This window comes from uncultured Bifidobacterium sp. (genome assembly GCF_945269915.1).
In the GTDB taxonomy this organism is placed as follows: Bacteria; Actinomycetota; Actinomycetes; order Actinomycetales; family Bifidobacteriaceae; genus Bombiscardovia; species Bombiscardovia indica.
In genome coordinates this window covers 51,410-67,881 of record NZ_CALYOY010000003.1, presented here as the reverse complement: position 1 = coordinate 67,881, position 16,472 = coordinate 51,410, and the positions used below count along the sequence as shown (strand labels likewise).

At 63.1% G+C, this 16,472-nt stretch carries 12 protein-coding genes; 9 read left to right on the top strand and 3 right to left on the bottom strand.

What is annotated here, in order from left to right; all coding sequences use genetic code 11:
* Positions 1-12 precede the first annotated feature (12 nt).
* On the bottom strand, positions 13-2,631 hold the full coding sequence (locus Q0K62_RS01270) for a DNA topoisomerase (ATP-hydrolyzing) (RefSeq protein WP_297316167.1): 2,619 nt from the start codon (positions 2,629-2,631) through the stop codon (positions 13-15).
* Positions 2,632-2,749: 118 nt separating this feature from the next.
* Here Q0K62_RS01270 and Q0K62_RS01265 point away from each other — a divergent pair, with 118 nt between their 5' ends.
* Entirely contained in the window at positions 2,750-3,973 is a 1,224-nt protein-coding gene (locus Q0K62_RS01265; protein WP_297316166.1) for a nucleotide pyrophosphatase/phosphodiesterase family protein, read from the top strand.
* A gap of 59 nt (positions 3,974-4,032) precedes the next feature.
* Here Q0K62_RS01265 and sepH read toward each other — a convergent pair whose 3' ends face one another.
* A complete protein-coding gene (gene sepH / locus Q0K62_RS01260; protein WP_297316165.1) occupies positions 4,033-5,274 on the bottom strand; it encodes a septation protein SepH in 1,242 nt (413 codons plus the stop codon).
* A gap of 151 nt (positions 5,275-5,425) precedes the next feature.
* Here sepH and Q0K62_RS01255 point away from each other — a divergent pair, with 151 nt between their 5' ends.
* The 3 genes from Q0K62_RS01255 (at position 5,426) to Q0K62_RS01245 (ending at position 8,650) form a co-directional block, all read left to right on the top strand.
* Complete coding sequence (locus tag Q0K62_RS01255) at positions 5,426-5,719, top strand: DUF4193 domain-containing protein (protein ID WP_297316164.1); 294 nt, start codon at positions 5,426-5,428, stop codon at positions 5,717-5,719.
* Positions 5,719-6,207 carry a dUTP diphosphatase gene (dut, locus tag Q0K62_RS01250; protein WP_297316163.1) on the top strand — a complete coding sequence of 163 codons (489 nt, stop codon included), beginning with the start codon at positions 5,719-5,721 and terminating at the stop codon, positions 6,205-6,207. The genes Q0K62_RS01255 and dut overlap by 1 nt, the downstream gene beginning before the upstream one ends.
* A gap of 88 nt (positions 6,208-6,295) precedes the next feature.
* Positions 6,296-8,650, top strand: coding sequence for a bifunctional (p)ppGpp synthetase/guanosine-3',5'-bis(diphosphate) 3'-pyrophosphohydrolase (locus Q0K62_RS01245; RefSeq protein ID WP_297316181.1), 2,355 nt, complete (start codon positions 6,296-6,298; stop codon positions 8,648-8,650).
* A 123-nt stretch (positions 8,651-8,773) separates the two neighbouring features.
* Here Q0K62_RS01245 and Q0K62_RS01240 read toward each other — a convergent pair whose 3' ends face one another.
* Positions 8,774-10,396, bottom strand: coding sequence for a DUF349 domain-containing protein (locus Q0K62_RS01240; protein WP_297316162.1), 1,623 nt, complete (start codon positions 10,394-10,396; stop codon positions 8,774-8,776).
* An 84-nt stretch (positions 10,397-10,480) separates the two neighbouring features.
* Here Q0K62_RS01240 and hisS point away from each other — a divergent pair, with 84 nt between their 5' ends.
* The 5 genes from hisS to Q0K62_RS01215 all read left to right on the top strand — a co-directional run bounded on the left by hisS (position 10,481) and on the right by Q0K62_RS01215 (position 16,471).
* Entirely contained in the window at positions 10,481-11,866 is a 1,386-nt protein-coding gene (gene hisS / locus Q0K62_RS01235) for a histidine--tRNA ligase (RefSeq protein WP_297316161.1), read from the top strand.
* A 38-nt stretch (positions 11,867-11,904) separates the two neighbouring features.
* Positions 11,905-13,710: an aspartate--tRNA ligase gene (aspS, locus tag Q0K62_RS01230; RefSeq protein WP_297316160.1), complete on the top strand. Its 1,806-nt coding sequence runs from the start codon at positions 11,905-11,907 to the stop codon at positions 13,708-13,710.
* A 368-nt stretch (positions 13,711-14,078) separates the two neighbouring features.
* Positions 14,079-14,894 (top strand): amino acid ABC transporter ATP-binding protein, encoded by an 816-nt coding sequence (locus Q0K62_RS01225; RefSeq protein ID WP_297316159.1) that lies wholly within the window; start codon positions 14,079-14,081, stop codon positions 14,892-14,894.
* 57 nt (positions 14,895-14,951) lie between these two features.
* Entirely contained in the window at positions 14,952-15,791 is an 840-nt protein-coding gene (locus tag Q0K62_RS01220; protein WP_297316180.1) for a glutamate ABC transporter substrate-binding protein, read from the top strand.
* A gap of 2 nt (positions 15,792-15,793) precedes the next feature.
* Complete coding sequence (locus Q0K62_RS01215; protein ID WP_297316158.1) at positions 15,794-16,471, top strand: ABC transporter permease subunit; 678 nt, start codon at positions 15,794-15,796, stop codon at positions 16,469-16,471.
* Position 16,472: the final 1 nt, after the last annotated feature.

The window sequence follows — 16,472 nt, the reverse complement described above, 5'->3', positions numbered from 1 at the left end:
ATGCCGACGGCCTCAGGCCACGTAGGCAATGGGTGCGGCCAGCTCCTGACCGGAGGCATCCCTGCGCATGTCCACATCAGGGAGCTCCACGGGGGCACCAGCGGCCGTTGAGGCGTGAAGCGGCCAGGGACCCACACAGGCCGTCAGGAGGGTGTCCTGCCCCTTCAGGAAGCGCTGGGAGCGTACCCCGCCCGTTCCGCGTCCCTTGACCGGGTACATCTCCAGGGGGGTCACCTTGGCTGCGCCGTTCTCGGTTCCGGGCAGTGCCTCCGAATCGCCGGCCACGGTCAGGATCACCGTACCGGACTGAGAGGTCAGACCAGCTTCGGTCTCCTGGTAGGTCCAGGCCAGTTTGCCGGCGGGCGCCACGGCGAATGTGCTGACCCGGCAACCCTCATCCAGCCTGATTCCGGCCATGCCTGCGGCGTTGCGCCCCTGAGGGCGTACCTTGTCGGCCTGGAAGGTGAGGAGGCTGGCATCCGAGGACACGAAGACCAGACGGTCCTTGTCGTCGGAAGGTGCCGCGAAGACCACCTCGTCTCCCTCCTTCAGGTCGATGATAGGCCAAGAGTCCATGGTTGTCGGTGCCTCACGGTTCCAGCGCTTCACGGTGCCCTGCCTGGTGCCTATGGCCAGGGGGGCGGTGCCCTTCAGGTCGATGACCGTCACGGCCTCCTCCCCGGGAAGGGGATCGGTGCTTTCGGTCCCGCTCAGGAGTTCGCTTCCGTGGACCCCTCCGGTCAGGCTCAGGTTGGCCGTGGCCGGTATGAGTGGAAGGTCTGCCACCTGGGCGGTGACCAGACGCCCGGCCGAGGTGACAAGACCATAGGATGAGAGCGTGGTGGTGGGGAAGATGGCCAGAATCTGGTCATCGGTCGCCCGTCCGTCGACATTGCTCCTGCTCTGCCAGACCTCCATGGCACCGGGTGTGCTCCGGGCCAGGAGACCAGTGGCGCTCATCATGACCGTGCATGGCTGATCATCAAGTTGAAGACTGGCCCCTGCACCGGCATCGCTCTTGCCGGGTTGGCCGGCGACCGCCAGGGCCCTGGTGGCGTTGGCCAGCCTCCGCGCGCTTTCCTCGTCCTCCTGGGCGGTGACCGGTGCCAGTTCGCCGGAGGGCTCCTGGTCCAGGATCACGGTCCGGCGGGGGTCGCCCCACTCGTCAACGGCCTTGTCCATCTCCTCGATGACCACCCGGTCCAGAGCCGTGGCGGAACCGAGGATATTCTCCAGTTCTTCCAGTTGACGGCGCAGATCGTCCCGTTCGCTTTCCAGCTCGATCCGGCTCATCTTGGTCAGGCGGCGCAGGCGGAGGTCGAGGATGTACTGGGCCTGGATCTGATCCAGGTCGAAGACGGCCATCAGTCGGGTCCTGGCCTCCTCGGCGTTCTCCGAGCTGCGGATGACCTGGATGACCTCGTCGATGTCAACCAGGGCCAGAAGCATGCCCTCGACCAGGTGGAGACGTTCCTTGGCCTTGACCCTGCGGAACTCGCTGCGCCGTCTGATGACCGTGCGCCGGTGCTGGACCCAGACCTCCAGGAGCTCCTTGAGTCCCATGGTGTGGGGACGCCCGTTCACCAGGGCCACGTTGTTGATGGTGAAGGAGTCCTCCAGGGGGGTGTACTTGAAAAGCTTGCCCAGGACCTTGCCCGGATCGAACCCGGTCTTGATCTCGATGACGATCCGGGTGCCGTTGTGGCGGTCGGTCAGGTCAATGGCGCTGGAAATCCCCTCCAGCTTGTGGTTCTTGACCCCTTCGCCGATGCGTTCCAGGACCCGCTCCGGTCCGACCATGAAGGGGAGTTCGGTGACGACGATGGCCTTCTTGCGGGCGGTCACGTTCTCGACATGGGTCACCGAGCGGGTCACGAAGGCCCCGCGGCCCTCGGCATAGGCCTGGCGAATCCCGTCACGTCCGACGATGACGCCTCCGCCGGGGAGGTCCGGACCGGGAATGTAGCGCATCAGGTCGTCCAGGCTGGCATCCGGGTGGCCCATCAGGTACTTGGATGCGGCCACCACCTCGCCCAGGTTGTGGGTGATCATGTTGGTGGCCATGCCCACGGCGATGCCGGAGGCCCCGTTGACCAGGAGGTTGGGGATGGCCGAGGGGAGGACGTCCGGCTCCTTCAGTTTGTTGTCGTAGTTGGGGGAGAAGTCGACCGTGTCCTGGTCGATGTCGGCATTCATGCCCAGGGCGGCCGGGGCCAGGCGGGCCTCGGTGTATCGGGAGGCCGCCGGACCGTCATCCAGGGAGCCGAAGTTGCCGTGTCCGTCGACCAGGGGCAGACGCATGGCGAAGGGCTGGGCCAGGCGGACCATGGCCTCGTAGATGGAGGAGTCCCCGTGGGGGTGGAGCTTGCCCATGACCTCACCCACGGCACGGGCGGACTTCATGTAGGGCCGGTCGGGGTTCAGGTTCATCTGACCCATCTGGTAGATGATTCTGCGCTGCACCGGCTTGAGACCGTCACGGGCGTCAGGCAGGGCCCTGGCATAGATGACCGAGTATGCATACTCCAGGAAGGACTTGCTCATCTCCTCGTTCAGGGGGGTTTCGACGATGTTCTCCTTGACCTCCCGGGGGTCGTACCCGGCAGCCTTGCTCCTGCGTTGCCTTGCCATGCTGTCTGCTCTCCTGCTTCCTGACGTTCCGCCCTATGATAACTTGATGGACCGCCAAACGGATCCGACAGGGCTGGCGGGTGGCCTCTTATCGGCAAAGGGTGATTGAATAGGGGATATGGGGCTGGATGTACCGGAGATGAAGGAACTGCTGCACCCCACCCTGCCCCTCCACTATGGGGATCAGATTGGCGAGGGGGAGGTCGGGGGTCCCCGTCATCTCTCCTCGGTTCTGCCTGCCGTCAGCGCGGCCATAGGCCATCCGGTTTCGACCCCCATGCACCCTTCGCCCAGGAAGCTCCAGGAAGCACTGAGCCTGCCCGATGCCAGGTCGGCGGTTGTGGTCCTGGTCGATGGACTGGGTTTCTGGAACCTGGCCACCCGGGCCGGGCATGTGCCCTACCTGCGCTCCCTTCTGAACGAACCCCTGAACCAGCGTCCTCTGACCACCTGTCTGCCCTCGACCACGGTCGCCGCCATGGGGGTCTTCGGTACCGGCACCTGCCCCGGGCTGACCGGGATGACCGGCTACACCCAGCTCAATCCCGAGAATGGCCTGATCAGCCAGATGATCCAATTCCGGGATGCCATCGACCCCCTTGACCTGCAGCGCCAGCCCACGGTCTTCGAGCAGCTGGCAGCCCAGGATGTCAGGGTGACCTCCTGCGGCCTTCCCCGGTTCCGTGATTCCGCCCTGACCCGGGCGGCACTGCGGGGGAGTGATTACCGGTCTGCCGATCATTCGCGTCAGCGCGTCATGGACACCGCCAGGGCCGCTCGTGAGCCGGGTCTGACCTACCTCTACATTCGTGACGTGGACAAGGTGGGGCATCACCGGGGCTGGGATACGCCTGAGTGGATCGCCGCCCTGGAGGGTGCCGATTCCCTCCTGGCCCTCCTGCATCGGAGCCTGCCCAAGGGAACCCTGGTCCTGATCGTGGCCGACCACGGCATGGTGGCGGCCGACCCCCACCAGAGAATCGACATCGCCCGGGAACCCGTTCTGAAGGATGGGGTGGACCTGGTGGGAGGGGAGCCCAGGGCTGTCATGCTCTACGCCCGGAAGGGCACGGATCCCGGGGCCATAGCCGAGCGCTGGAGGAACCGACTGGGTGACCTGGCCCAGGTCATGACCAAGGAGAAGGCCATTGGAGCCGGTCTCTTCGGTCAGGTCGAGGACCGGGTCAGACCGATGATCGGTGACCTGCTGGTCCTGGCTCATGACCGGATGACCCTGGTCGATTCAAGGATTCAGATCGACGCGGCCACACGCCTGCCCGGGGTGCACGGTTCATCGACGATTCTGGAGACGCGGATTCCCTGCCTGATCGACCTGGTCTGAACCCCGGTCGGATTCGATTGAGCTGCCTGGTCATCGTCCAGGTTCGCTCCTGGCCGGAATCAGTCGCCGAAGAGGATTTCATCCCAACTGGGAACTGCGGAACGCCCAGAATGCTTACGTTGGCCGCCCTTTGTCCGCTGCTGTGGCTGTTTCATCGGCTGCTCGGATTTTCGGTTGCTCGGGTCCTGCCGGGGGAGGGTCTGGGTCTGTGCTTCCTGCTCGCGGGAGGCGGCCATATCGAACCCCTGTCTGGCCGGTTCCTGGACCGGCATTGCCTGTTTGGCCTGATTGCCATCAGCGGTTGTTTCCGTTGCCTGTGACTCGGCGGACCGGTGAAAGGAGGGCCTGGTCTCATCGTCCAGATTCTGGCGGGTCTCCTTGGGCTGCGGTTTCTCGGCCGACGGCTTTCCGTAGAGCCAGGCGGTCAGGGCGGAGTGCCTGTCGCCGTCGTCCGGCTTCGGATCCTTGCTCCCAGGTGTTTGCGATGACCGGGGCCTGTTGCTTACCGCCTCGGCAGCGGTCATGGGCGTGCTGCCGACGGAGGTTCGTATCGGGGCGGGGTCGTACTCCGGCCTGGTCTGTTCCCCCTGGAAGGAACCCTGTCCGGTTCCAGTGGTTTCGGGTTGAGCTGGGAGGGGCTTCGGCTCGTCGGTCCGGCACGGTTCGGCCTGCTTTGGAGGGGCCGGGGAAGCCATGTCCCCGAGCAGATCGGCCAGGTTGGACTGGTCAAGGAGGGTCCTGGCCGCATCGTTCAGGCAGGTCACCGTATTATCGTGCATGTTCCAGGCCCACTGGGCATTGACTATCCGCTTGTCGATCTGGATGACCCCGCTGATCTTCCAGGGTTCATATCCCTGTCGGGTCGCCTCCCAGATCAGGTTCTTCATGGTTGCACCCGCCTGCCGGAGTACCCTGGCGATCAGGTCCTGGTTGGTGTGTCCTGCCGACCCCTTGGGGGCCTGCATGGTCAGGAACTGCTCGATGGCATATTTCTTTTCTGTTTCGACCGGGGCCGCGAAACGCCGAACGAGGGCTTCGTTGACAGCGAATTGTTGAGCTACGTTGGCGGGGCGTGCCCCGGCCCTGATCGCGGCCTGTATCGACGAGACCGGCAGGGGTGCGGCTGCCTGCGGGCGGGGTGTCCCCTCCTCTTCCTCCTTGACCTGCTTGGCCTCGAGAATGGCGTGATCAAGCGCATCGTCGACTGGTACGGCGAAGTGCCGATGGTCACATACAAAGACCAGATCGCCCTTCTCGCTCACATGGTCAAAGCGGGCCATCCTGATCCCATTCTCAGACATGCACGCCCCTATCTCCTCGGTGGTCACGGTTTCTTTCATTGTGCCCTATGGTTTGTATTTTACGTGCTTTTGAAATCGTGTATCCTATGCGCAGTACATGTCGTATATGCTTCACCGGTGAACAGGGCCGGATGATAATGAAAGGGTAATGATGGCACAGGATTACGATTCCCCCCGCGATAAGGACGAAGATGAGGAATCCCTGCAGGAGCTCGGCAAGACCAATCAGGATGCCGGAGCGGACCTGGATGATGACGAGAACGCCATTGCCGAGGACTACGAACTTCCGGGGGCCGATCTGAGCAACGAGGATTCCTCCGTCACCGTCATCCCCATGCAGGGTGACGAGTTCATCTGCTCCAGCTGCTTCCTGGTCAAGCACCGCAGCCAGCTGGCCTACGCCACTCCCGACGGGCAACCCGTCTGCAAGGAGTGCGCCGCCTGATGGCCTACGACGAGACATACAACGAGCCTGAATCCATCGAGGTCCTGGTCAAGACCGTCGGTGGACCGGACGGGGAAGCGACGGGGGACCCGGTCCCCCTGGTCTATGCCATGGAGGGTGATGCCGGTGCCGACCTGAAGACCAGGGAGGCCGTGGAACTGGCCCCCTTCCAGCGTGCCTTGGTGCCCACAGGCATCGCCCTGGCCCTCCCGGCGGGGTATGTGGGTCTGGTGCATCCCCGCTCCGGACTGGCCGTCAAGCGGGGTGTCACCGTCCTCAATGCGCCGGGGACCATCGATGCCGGGTACCGGGGTGAAATCAAGGTCCCCCTGATTAACCTGGATTCCGACCGGACGGTCCGTTTCCAGCCGGGCGACAGGATTGCCCAGCTGGTCATCCAGCGGTACGTCCAGGCACGGTTCATCCCCGCGGCATGCCTTCCCGGTTCGGCCCGTTCCTCACGGGGTTTCGGTTCCACGGGAGTCTGATTCACGAAGGCAGACACGGTAGGGGTTTGACATGCCCGATGCGTGTAGGATTGGTGCATTATCGGACATTGGAGGCTTGATGGTCGCTATGGAGGGCAGCGTCTGCGGCAATGACGTGAGCGGCAAGGGTCCGTCTGAGCTGTCCTCCCGTGCCCTGGGGTGCGAGGTGAGCGACAACCCCCTCAACCCCCTGGTTCCCATACGGCAGATCTGTCGGGAGCATCATCCCGACGAGGACCTTTCCATCCTCCAGAAGGCCTATGACCGCGCGGTGAGGCAACACGCCGAGCAGAGGCGCAAATCGGGAGAGCCGTACATCATCCACCCCCTGGCCGTGGCGCAGATCCTGGCCGACCTGGGCATGGGGTCGACGGTGGTCTCGGCGGGCCTGCTCCACGACACGGTCGAGGACACCGATTACACCCTGGACGAGTGCCGGGAGGAGTTCGGCGATACGGTGGCCGGACTGGTCGACGGGGTCACCAAGATATCGAAGATGGACTATGGGGATTCGGCCCAGGCCGAGACCATCCGCAAGATGATCGTGGCCATGAGCCGTGATGTGCGTGTCCTGGTGGTCAAGCTGGCCGACAGGGTCCACAATGCCCGGACCTGGCGGTATGTCAAGGCCTCCTCGGCTCAGCGCAAGGCGCGCGAAACCCTGGATGTATACGCCCCCCTGGCCAACCGCCTGGGCATGAACGCCATCAAGACCGAGCTGGAAGAGCTCAGCTTCAAGACCCTCTATCCGAAGATCTATGACGAGATCGTGGTCCTGGTTTCCAGGCGTGCAGGGCAGCGTGAGGTCTATCTGCGGCAGATCCTGGACGAGATCCATGAGGACCTGGATTCCCAGGGCATCGACGCCCAGGTGACTGGCCGACCCAAGGACTACTTCAGCATCTATCAGAAGATGATTGTCCGAGGGCATGATTTCGCCAACATCTACGACCTGGTCGGGGTCAGGATCATCGTCGATTCCATCCGCGACTGCTATGCGGCCCTGGGTGCCGTCCACGCCCGCTGGTCCCCGGTGCCCGGGCGCTTCAAGGATTACATCGCCATGCCCAAGACGAACATGTACCAGTCCCTCCACACGACGGTGGTGGGGCCGGGGGGCAAGCCGGTGGAAATCCAGATCCGGACCTGGGAGATGCATCGCAGGGCCGAATTCGGCATCGCGGCCCACTGGAAGTACAAGGAGAACGGGTCGGCGGGCCGGGAACTCTCCCAGCCCGACAAGTCGGATGTCAGGCGTGAGAAGCAGGAGGTCAGCGAGCTCTCCCAGGAGGATAACCTCAAGTGGATCCAGCAGCTGGCCGACTGGACCAGTGAGACCCCAGACTCGGACGAGTTCCTGGGCTCCCTCAAGGACGATCTTGGGTCATCCGAGGTCTACGTCTTCACCCCCAAGGGGAAGATCGTCTCACTGCCGGCCGAGTCCACACCGGTCGACTTCGCCTATTCGGTCCACACCGAGGTGGGGCACCGAACCATGGGCGCCAGGGTCAATGGGCGTCTGGTCCCCTTGGATACCAAGCTTCAGAACGGCGACACGGTAGAGATACTGACCAGCAAGTCCGATACCGATGGGCCGTCCAGGGACTGGCTCAGCTTCGCCAAGAGCCCCAGGGCGCGCAGCAAGATCCGTCAGTGGTTCAGCAAGGAGCGTCGCTCCGAGACCATCGAAGAGGGCAGGGATGACCTGATCAGGGCCATGCGCAAGCGCAACCTGCCCGTGGCCACTCTCCTGACACCTGAAGCCATGGTAGGTGCCGCCGACGAGCTGAACTACCCCAATGAGGACGCGATCTATGCAGCCATAGGGGATGGGCAGGTCTCCACCCAGAACGTCATCTCACGTCTGGTCCGTGATGCCGGCCGGTCCAACCTCGAGGACGAGGTGGAGCAGGAGGCCATACCCCTGCGCCAGGTGACCAAGGCCTCCCGGTCGGAGTCCTCCCAGGGAGTTTCAGTCAAGGGTGTGGACGATGTCTGGGTCAAGCTGGCCCGCTGCTGCACTCCGGTACCGGGTGACAGGATCGTCGGGTTCATCACCCGGAACCAGGGCGTCTCGGTCCATCGGGCCGACTGCCAGAATCTCTTGGACCTGAAGCGCAACCAGCCCGAGCGCATCGTCGAGGTCTCCTGGACCAGCAAGCAGGGCACCTTCATGGTCCAGATTCAGGTCGAGGCCCTGGACAGACCCCATCTCCTCTCGGACATCACCCAGGTCCTCTCGGACCACGGGGTGAACATCCTCTCGGGCAGCCAGTCCACCGGCCGTGATCGGGTGGCGGTCAGCCAGTTCGTCTTCGAGATGGGCGATCCCCAGCACCTTAACACCCTCCTGGCGGCGGTACGCAAGATTGACGGGGTCTTCGACGCCTATCGCCTGACCGGCGCCAAGGGTTCGGCCACTCCGCACATGCGCAGTATCTAGACCCTTGCCGTATCAGGGCGGGAATAAAGACATGGAAGAATAAAGATATGAACGAGGGGTCCGCACCTGGTTGGTGCGGACCCTACAGGTTCTGCCCCGGATACGGGACGGAAAATGTACCGGTTACTTAACGGCGTTCAGCCACTGCTCCTTGGTGGCCTTCTCCGTCTCCAGTTGACGCTTCTTGTCAGGGTCGGTCTCCGCGGCGATCTGCTGGTTGAGCTCATCCAGTTGGGCCGTGAGCTGCTCCTCGAAGCTGGACACGCGGGCGTCGGCCTCGGGGTCGGACTGGTTCCAGGCGGCATCTTCCACGGACTTGATCTCCCGGTCGACCGCATCCATGCGCCCTTCAATACGGCGGACGTCATAGCGTGGGACGTACCCGATCTGGTCCCATTCCTCCTGAATGGAAGCCAGGGCCTGACGGGCCTGCTTGGCTGCCTTGACATCCTTGACCGGGAGGAGGGCCTCGGCCTTGGTCAGAAGGGCCTCCTTCTTGGCCAGGTTGTCCTTCTCGTCCACGGAGGTCTTGTCGCGGTCGGCCTGCCTGGCATCGAAGAAGACATCGGCCGCCTGGCGAAAGCGTGCCCAGAGCTGGTCATCATCCTGACGGCCCGCCCGTCCGGCCTGCTTCCACCGGTCCATGAGCTCATTGAACTCGTGGGAGGTGGTGCCCCAGTCGGTCGAATCCTTGATCTTGTCGGCCTGGGCGATGATCTCCTCTTTGATGCGCTTGGCATCGGCGCGCTGGGAGTCACGCTGCTGGGCCCACTTGCGCCTGGCCTGGTTGAAGGTGGTCCGGGCGGAGGAGAAGCGCTTCCAGAGGGCGTCGGCGTCGGTCTTGTCGATACGGATGGTTGTGCGCTGGTGGTTCTGCCACTCCTCGAAGAGGGAGCGGAACTTGTCGGCGGTGGAACGCCAGTTGGTCGACTCATCCAGGGAATTGGCCAGTTCCTCGGCTTTTTCGACGATGGCGGTGCGTTCCTCGATGGCCTTGGCCATGGCCGCCTTGCGGGCCTCGGCCAGTTCCTCCTTCTTGACCTGACCCTGCCTGGTCAGATCCTCCAGTCGGGTGCGGAGGGAGGCGATGTTGCCGACGACATCGGGTTCCTTGACCTCCTCGCCCAGGCTCCTGATCGACTCGTCAATCTCGCGGGGCTTGACCTTTGTGGTTTTCAGCCGGGCGGCGAAGAGATCCAACTTCTCCTTGATGTCCAGGAAGCGGCGTGCGTAGAGGTTCAGGGCCTCGTCCTTGGTGGCATGGGGGAATTGGCCTACCTGGCGCTCCGTCTCGCCTTCCTTGACGAAGACGTTGCCCCGGTCGTCCACGCGGCCAAAGGTCTCGGCCTCCTTGATTTCCGCTTCGGAGTAGGTGGGGGCGCTGGGTGCCGGAGCCACATGGGGGGTCTTCTTGGCGAAGGCGGCAGGGGTGGGAGCTGGGCCCCGTGGCTTGGCCGGTGCCGGGACGGGTGCGGGAGCAGATGTTGCTTCCGGATTCCCGACAGGTGCAGGCGGCACAGGAGAGGGTGTCGGTGCTGCCGGAGCAGGTTCAGACCTGGGCTCTGCGGGAACCGGGGCCGTCTGTGCTGGTGCCGGGGTCTCTTCAGGGCTCTCGGCTGTGGCAATGGGTTCGGCGCCGGCCTGGGGGGTCTCGGCGGCAGTGTTCTCCTCTGCCGTCTGATCCGTGCGCTGCTCCTCCTCAGGCGTCTGGGTGTTCTCGGGTGTGGTGGCAGTCTCGTCGGCCATGGCCAGCTCCTTAAGCTTGTGTGTTGGAGAGATCGCAGAATACGGCGATGCCATTTTCCTTGACCTCTTCTATTATAGGTTCTTATGGCAAAAGGCGCATCATTATCAGGATTTCCGGAATGGCTGCCCTCCCAGCGGGTGGTTGAGCAGCGGGCCATCGATACCCTTCGCAGGGTTTTTGAGCTCAATGGCTACATCGGCATAGAGACCCGGGCCGTCGAACAGGGCTCCAGCCTGCTCAAGAAGGGGGAGACCAGCAAGGAGATCTATCTCCTTTCCCGCCTGCAGGATCTTGGCCAGGAGAAGGACGTGCCCGTCGAGAACCGTCTCGGTCTTCATTTCGACCTGACCGTGCCTCTGAGCCGGTACGTGGTCGAGAACAGCGGTCAGCTCACCTTCCCCTTCAAGCGCTGGCAGATTCAGAAGGTCTGGAGGGGGGAACGGCCCCAGGAGGGTCGGTTCCGCGAGTTCGTCCAGGCCGATGTGGATGTGGTGGGCAACGGTGACCTGCCGGACCACTATGAGGTCGAGGTGCCCCTGGTCATGCTCAGCGCCCTGGAGGGGCTACGGGCCCTGGGGCTCCCCAAGCCCACCGTCCACGCCAACAACCGCAAGCTCTCCGAGGGGTTCTACCGGGGGATAGGACTTACCGACATCGAGGGTGTCCTCCGTGAGATTGACAAGCTGGACAAGATCGGGGCCGACGATGTGGCCAAACTCCTGGTCTCCGAGTGCGGCGCCAGCCAGGACCAGGCCCGTGCCTGCCTTGACCTGGCCGAACTGACGGCCCAAAATGGCACCCAGCTGCGTGAGCGCTTCGAGGCCCTGGCCGACAGGGTCGGGATCGACATGGCTTCCGATGCCTACAGCCTGGCCATGGAGGGACTGGGGACCCTGGCCATGATCATCGACGAGGCGGATCGGATCCGGCCTGGTTCGGTCATTGCAGACCTGAAGATCGCCCGCGGACTGGACTACTACACCGGGTCCGTCTACGAGACCTTCCTGGAGGGGGCGGAATCGCTGGGTTCCATCTGCTCGGGCGGCCGTTACGACAACCTGGCCTCCCAAGGCAATCGGACCTACCCGGGAGTGGGCCTGTCCATAGGGCTCTCCCGTCTGCTCTCCTACCTGCTGGCCCAGGGCGCCCAGGCTTCGCGCGTTTCCCCCGCCACGGTCATGGTGGCCGTCTGGAACGAGGAGGAACGGCCCGTCAGCAACCACATCGCCCAGGGTCTGCGGGCACGGGGGATTGCGACCGATGTTGCACCCACCGCCGCGAAGATCGGCAAGCAGATTCGTTATGCCGACCACCTCGGCATTCCCTATGTCTGGTTCCCCGCCCAGGAGGATCAGGAGGAAGGGGACCAGGTCAAGAACATCGTCACCGGGGATCAGGTCCCCGCCGACCCGGTGTCGTGGACGCCCGATAGCGTATACGCCCGGCAGACAGTGGAATTCAAGGCCTGACACAGGGCCAGGCGAGCACTATGGAGGAACGAGGAAGCATGGGCCATTCGGCTTACAGAACCAGCTACGCCACGGAGGTCACCGAGGCCAGGATCGGCGAGGAGGTCACGGTCGCCGGTTGGGTGGATCGTCGTCGCGATCACGGCGGCGTGGCCTTCATCGATCTGAGGGATCGTTCCGGTCTGGTTCAGATCGTCATCTACGACGAGGAGGTTGCCCGCCCCCTGCGTAGTGAGTTCGTCATTCAGGTCAGGGGGAAGGTCAGGGCCAGGCCCGAGGGCAATGACAACGAGCACCTCTCCACAGGCCACGTCGAGATCGTCGCCGATGCCATCACGGTCCTCTCCAGGTCCGACGCCCTGCCCTTCCAGGTCTCCACAGCCCTGGAGAACGAGTCGGAGAACAGGCTGCCCGGCGAGGATGTCCGTCTCAAATACCGGTACCTGGACCTGCGCAGGCCCTCCATGCAGCACGCGATCCGTCTCCGGGCCAAGATGAACAAGGCCGCACGAGCAGCCCTGGACGACATGGACTTCTGCGAGATCGAGACACCCACCCTGATCAAGTCCACCCCTGAGGGCGCCCGTGACTTCCTGGTTCCGGCCCGCCTGGTGCCCGGCTCCTGGTACGCCCTGCCCCAGTCGCCCCAGCTCCTCAAGCAGCTGCTTATGGTCGGTGGGTTCGAGCGCTACTATCAGATCGCCCGTTGCTACCGTGACGAGGACTTCCGCGCCGACCGCCAGCCCGAGTTCACCCAGCTGGACATCGAGATGAGCTTCGCCTCCCAGGAGGACGTCATGGCCATGGCCGAACAGGTCATCGCCGCCGTCTGGAAGGCCGCCGGGTTCGAGGTCAGGCTCCCCATCCAGCGCATCTCATGGCATGACGCCATGGATAAGTACGGTTCCGACAAGCCCGATCTCCGTTTCGGCAACCAGATCGTGGAACTGACCGACTACTTCAAGGACACCCCCTTCAGGGTTTTCCAGGCCCCCTACGTGGGTGCCGTGGTCTACAAGGGGGCCGCGGACCTGCCACGCAGGCAGTTCGACGCCTGGCAGGAATGGGCCCGGCAGCGTGGGGCCAAGGGTCTGGCATACGTTCAGTTCTCCACGGATGGTGTCCTCAAGGGCCCCGTGGCCAAGAACCTCTCCGACCGGGAGCGTGAGGGTCTCAAGGCGGCCGTTCATGCCGAAGACGGGGATGCCGTCTTCTTCGCCGCCGGGCGGCGTGAGGTCTCGCAGACCCTTCTGGGTGCGGCCAGGGTGGAGATCGCCCGCCGCCAGGGTCTCCTCAAGCCTGATGAGTTCGCCCTGGCATGGGTCGTGGACTTCCCGCTCTTCAAGCCCACCGATGACCCGGAGGACGACGATGTGGCCGTTGGCCACTCCAAGTGGACATCCATGCACCACCCCTTCACCATGCCCTCCGCCGACTGGATTGACACCTTCGACCAGGACCCTGAGCATGCCATGAGCGATTCCTATGACATCGTCTGCAACGGCGAGGAGATCGGCGGTGGTTCCGTCCGTATCCACCGGGACGACATCCAGGACAGGGTTCTGAAGGTGCTGGGCATCGGGCAGGAAGAAGCCCAGGAGAAGTTCGGGTTCCTACTGGAGGCCTTCAAGTATGGAGCACCTCCCCACGCCGGCATCGCCTTCGGATGGGACCGGACCGCTCAGATCCTGGCGGGCGTCGATTCCATCCGCGATGTCATCGCCTTCCCCAAGTCAGGTGGCGGTCAGGATCCGATGACCGGTGCCCCGGCTCCGATCTCCGATGATCAGCGTGCGGAGACCGGCGTCGACTACGATCCTGATGAAGTGGGCAAGGCCGACTGATAGCCGTATTCCTTGCAGGGGAGGACCGCCAGGTTCGGTCCTCCCGTTCTTGTCTGTGATGTTCCACGGTGGTCTCGGTCCCCGGATCTGATGGTCGGCTATGCTCTGTGTCGGTCTTCTCGAGTCCCATGGGCAGGTCATGGCGGCCTTTTCGTGTGCCGCTGAGGAGTCCATGCAATGCGATGTGCGGGGAGGATTTCAGGTTTCAGTGCCTGGTTGCGCCCACTATGTGAGACAGTTTCTCCCGTCTCTGACCCCCTGGAGATTTTGGCGACTTTCCGGCGCTTTCGCGCACCCCTGAACCTCCCGTGGATTTGGAATCCGTTCCGTTATCTGCCAGCTAACAATCCTTGGGTACACTGCCGTCTATGAGTGAAACCGAGACAAGAACCACGCCCATCGACGCAAGTCGTACTGATAGGGGCGCCTCAGCAGCAACAACAGCCACCAGGCCCCTGGTGGAACTGTCGCATGTCGAAAAGCACTTCGGCTCCCTCCATGTCCTCAAGGACATCAACCTGCGGGTCAACATGGGGGAGGTCCTGGTGGTGGTCGGGCCTTCCGGCTCCGGGAAGTCGACCATGTGTCGGACCATCAACAGGCTGGAATCCATAGACTCCGGCGTCATCAGGATCGATGGTGAGCCCCTGCCCCAGGAAGGCCGGGACCTGGCCAACCTGAGGGCCGAGGTGGGCATGGTCTTCCAGTCCTTCAACCTCTTCGCCAACAAGACCATACTGGAGAACATGACCCTGGCTCCGATCAAGGTGCGCCACATGGACAAGAAGGATGCCGAGGACCTGGCCATGGATCTCCTGGCCAGGGTGGGTGTGGAGTCGCAGGCCTCCAAGATGCCCTCCCAGCTCTCAGGCGGTCAACAGCAGCGTGTGGCCATCGCCCGCGCCCTGGCCATGAAGCCCAAGATCATGCTCTTCGACGAGCCGACCTCGGCCCTGGATCCTGAGATGGTCAACGAGGTCCTGGATGTCATGATCCAGTTGGCCCAGGAAGGTATGACCATGATCTGCGTCACACACGAGATGGGCTTTGCCCGCAGGGCCGCCAACAGGATCGTGTTCATGGCCGATGGGCGCATCCTGGAGGAGGACACCCCGGATGGGTTCTTCGACCATGCCAAGACCAAACGTGCCCAGGACTTCCTCTCCAAGATTCTGACCCATTGATTCTGGTGGCGGCAAGACTTTGAACAGTCATAGAAAGAACGTTGAATGAAAGACACAATGCAAGGAACGGGGATTCATGCCAGGCGGTTCTTCCGCAACCTGACGGCCTTCCTGTGCGCCCTGGCCTGTCTCTTCTCCCTGACGGCCTGCGGGTCAGACAAGGAGGCCGGAAAGATTCGTATAGGGATCAAGTTCGACCAGCCCGGTCTGGGATTCAAGAAGTCCGGCACCTACGTGGGCTTTGATGTGGATGTGGCCACCTACGTGGCCAACAAGCTGGGGTACTCGGAGGATGACATCATCTGGAAGGAGGCCCCATCCAAACAGCGTGAGGCCATGCTCCAGAACGGCGATGTGGACATGATTGTGGCCACCTACTCGATCACCGATGAACGCAAGAAGGCCGTCAGCTTCGCCGGACCATACATCGTGGCCGGCCAGGACCTGATGGTCAGGACCGATGATCACCAGATCAACGGACCGGAGGACCTGAACGGGAAACGCCTCTGCTCGGTGACCGGTTCCACTTCGGCCGTCACCGTCAAGCAGAAGTTCGCCAGCGAGGTCCAGCTCATGGAGCAGCCGGGGTATGCCGAATGCGCCACGGCCCTTTTCTCGGGGATCGTCGATGCCGTGACCACCGACGACATCATCCTGGCCGGTCTGGCCTCCGCCTCCCGTGGGCGTCTCAGACTGGTCGGCAAGCCCTTCACCCAGGAACGCTATGGGGTGGGCATCAAGAAGGGCGACAAGGCCCTGGCAAAGAAGATCAACGCGGCCCTGGCCGATATGGAGGCCAACGGCTCCTGGCAGCGCGCCCTGGACAACAACACCAGGGGAACCCACTACAGACCAGATCCCCGGTACAATCCGCCCAAGCCTCAGGAAGGGGAGTGATCATGGGTTCCGTGCTCCAACTGTTCTCCGAGTACAATATCCCGGGCGCTTTCTGGGTCAACATCCAGCTGACCCTCTGGTCCGCCCTCTTCTCGCTGATTCTGGGTGTCATTCTGGTTGTCATGCGCATCTCTCCGATCTCCTCCATGAGGGTCTTCGGCAGGACATATGTGGAATTCTTCCAGAACATGCCTCTGACCATCATCATGGTCTTCATGGTTCTGGGGGTCTTCGCCCAGCTCAAGTTGAGCTTCTCGACCGTCTTCTCGGTCAACTTCTTCTGGTTGGCCGTTGTGGGGCTTTCCCTCTACACGGCGGCCTTCGTCTGTGAGTCCTTGCGTTCGGGCATCAACACGGTTCCCCTGGGTCAGGCCGAGGCCGCCAGGGCCCTGGGGCTGAGCTTCATCCAGTCGGCCTCCGAAATCATCCTGCCCCAGGCCTTCCGCGGATCGGTGGCCCCCCTGGGCAACACCTTCATCGCCCTCCTGAAGAATTCGACGGTGGCCGCGGCCGCCTCGGTGGCCACTGAGAGCTCCTCCCTGATGAGCGAGATGATCGAGTACCATGCCAATTCCATCGTGGCCATCTTCCTGATCTTCGCCCTGGGGTATGTGATCCTGGTTCTGCCCATCGGGGCCCTGACCACCTTCCTGTCCAACAAGCTCGCTGTGAGGAGGTGAC

Excerpts from the sequence above, each read along its gene's own strand:
- Q0K62_RS01270 (WP_297316167.1), bottom strand. The coding sequence starts at position 2,631 with ATGGCAAGGCAACGCAGGAGCAAGGCTGCCGGGTACGACCCCCGGGAG.
- Q0K62_RS01265 (WP_297316166.1), top strand. The coding sequence starts at position 2,750 with ATGGGGCTGGATGTACCGGAGATGAAGGAACTGCTGCACCCCACCCTG.
- sepH (WP_297316165.1), bottom strand. The coding sequence starts at position 5,274 with ATGTCTGAGAATGGGATCAGGATGGCCCGCTTTGACCATGTGAGCGAG.
- Q0K62_RS01255 (WP_297316164.1), top strand. The coding sequence starts at position 5,426 with ATGGCACAGGATTACGATTCCCCCCGCGATAAGGACGAAGATGAGGAA.
- dut (WP_297316163.1), top strand. The coding sequence starts at position 5,719 with ATGGCCTACGACGAGACATACAACGAGCCTGAATCCATCGAGGTCCTG.
- Q0K62_RS01245 (WP_297316181.1), top strand. The coding sequence starts at position 6,296 with ATGGAGGGCAGCGTCTGCGGCAATGACGTGAGCGGCAAGGGTCCGTCT.
- Q0K62_RS01240 (WP_297316162.1), bottom strand. The coding sequence starts at position 10,396 with ATGGCCGACGAGACTGCCACCACACCCGAGAACACCCAGACGCCTGAG.
- hisS (WP_297316161.1), top strand. The coding sequence starts at position 10,481 with ATGGCAAAAGGCGCATCATTATCAGGATTTCCGGAATGGCTGCCCTCC.
- aspS (WP_297316160.1), top strand. The coding sequence starts at position 11,905 with ATGGGCCATTCGGCTTACAGAACCAGCTACGCCACGGAGGTCACCGAG.
- Q0K62_RS01225 (WP_297316159.1), top strand. The coding sequence starts at position 14,079 with ATGAGTGAAACCGAGACAAGAACCACGCCCATCGACGCAAGTCGTACT.
- Q0K62_RS01220 (WP_297316180.1), top strand. The coding sequence starts at position 14,952 with ATGCAAGGAACGGGGATTCATGCCAGGCGGTTCTTCCGCAACCTGACG.
- Q0K62_RS01215 (WP_297316158.1), top strand. The coding sequence starts at position 15,794 with ATGGGTTCCGTGCTCCAACTGTTCTCCGAGTACAATATCCCGGGCGCT.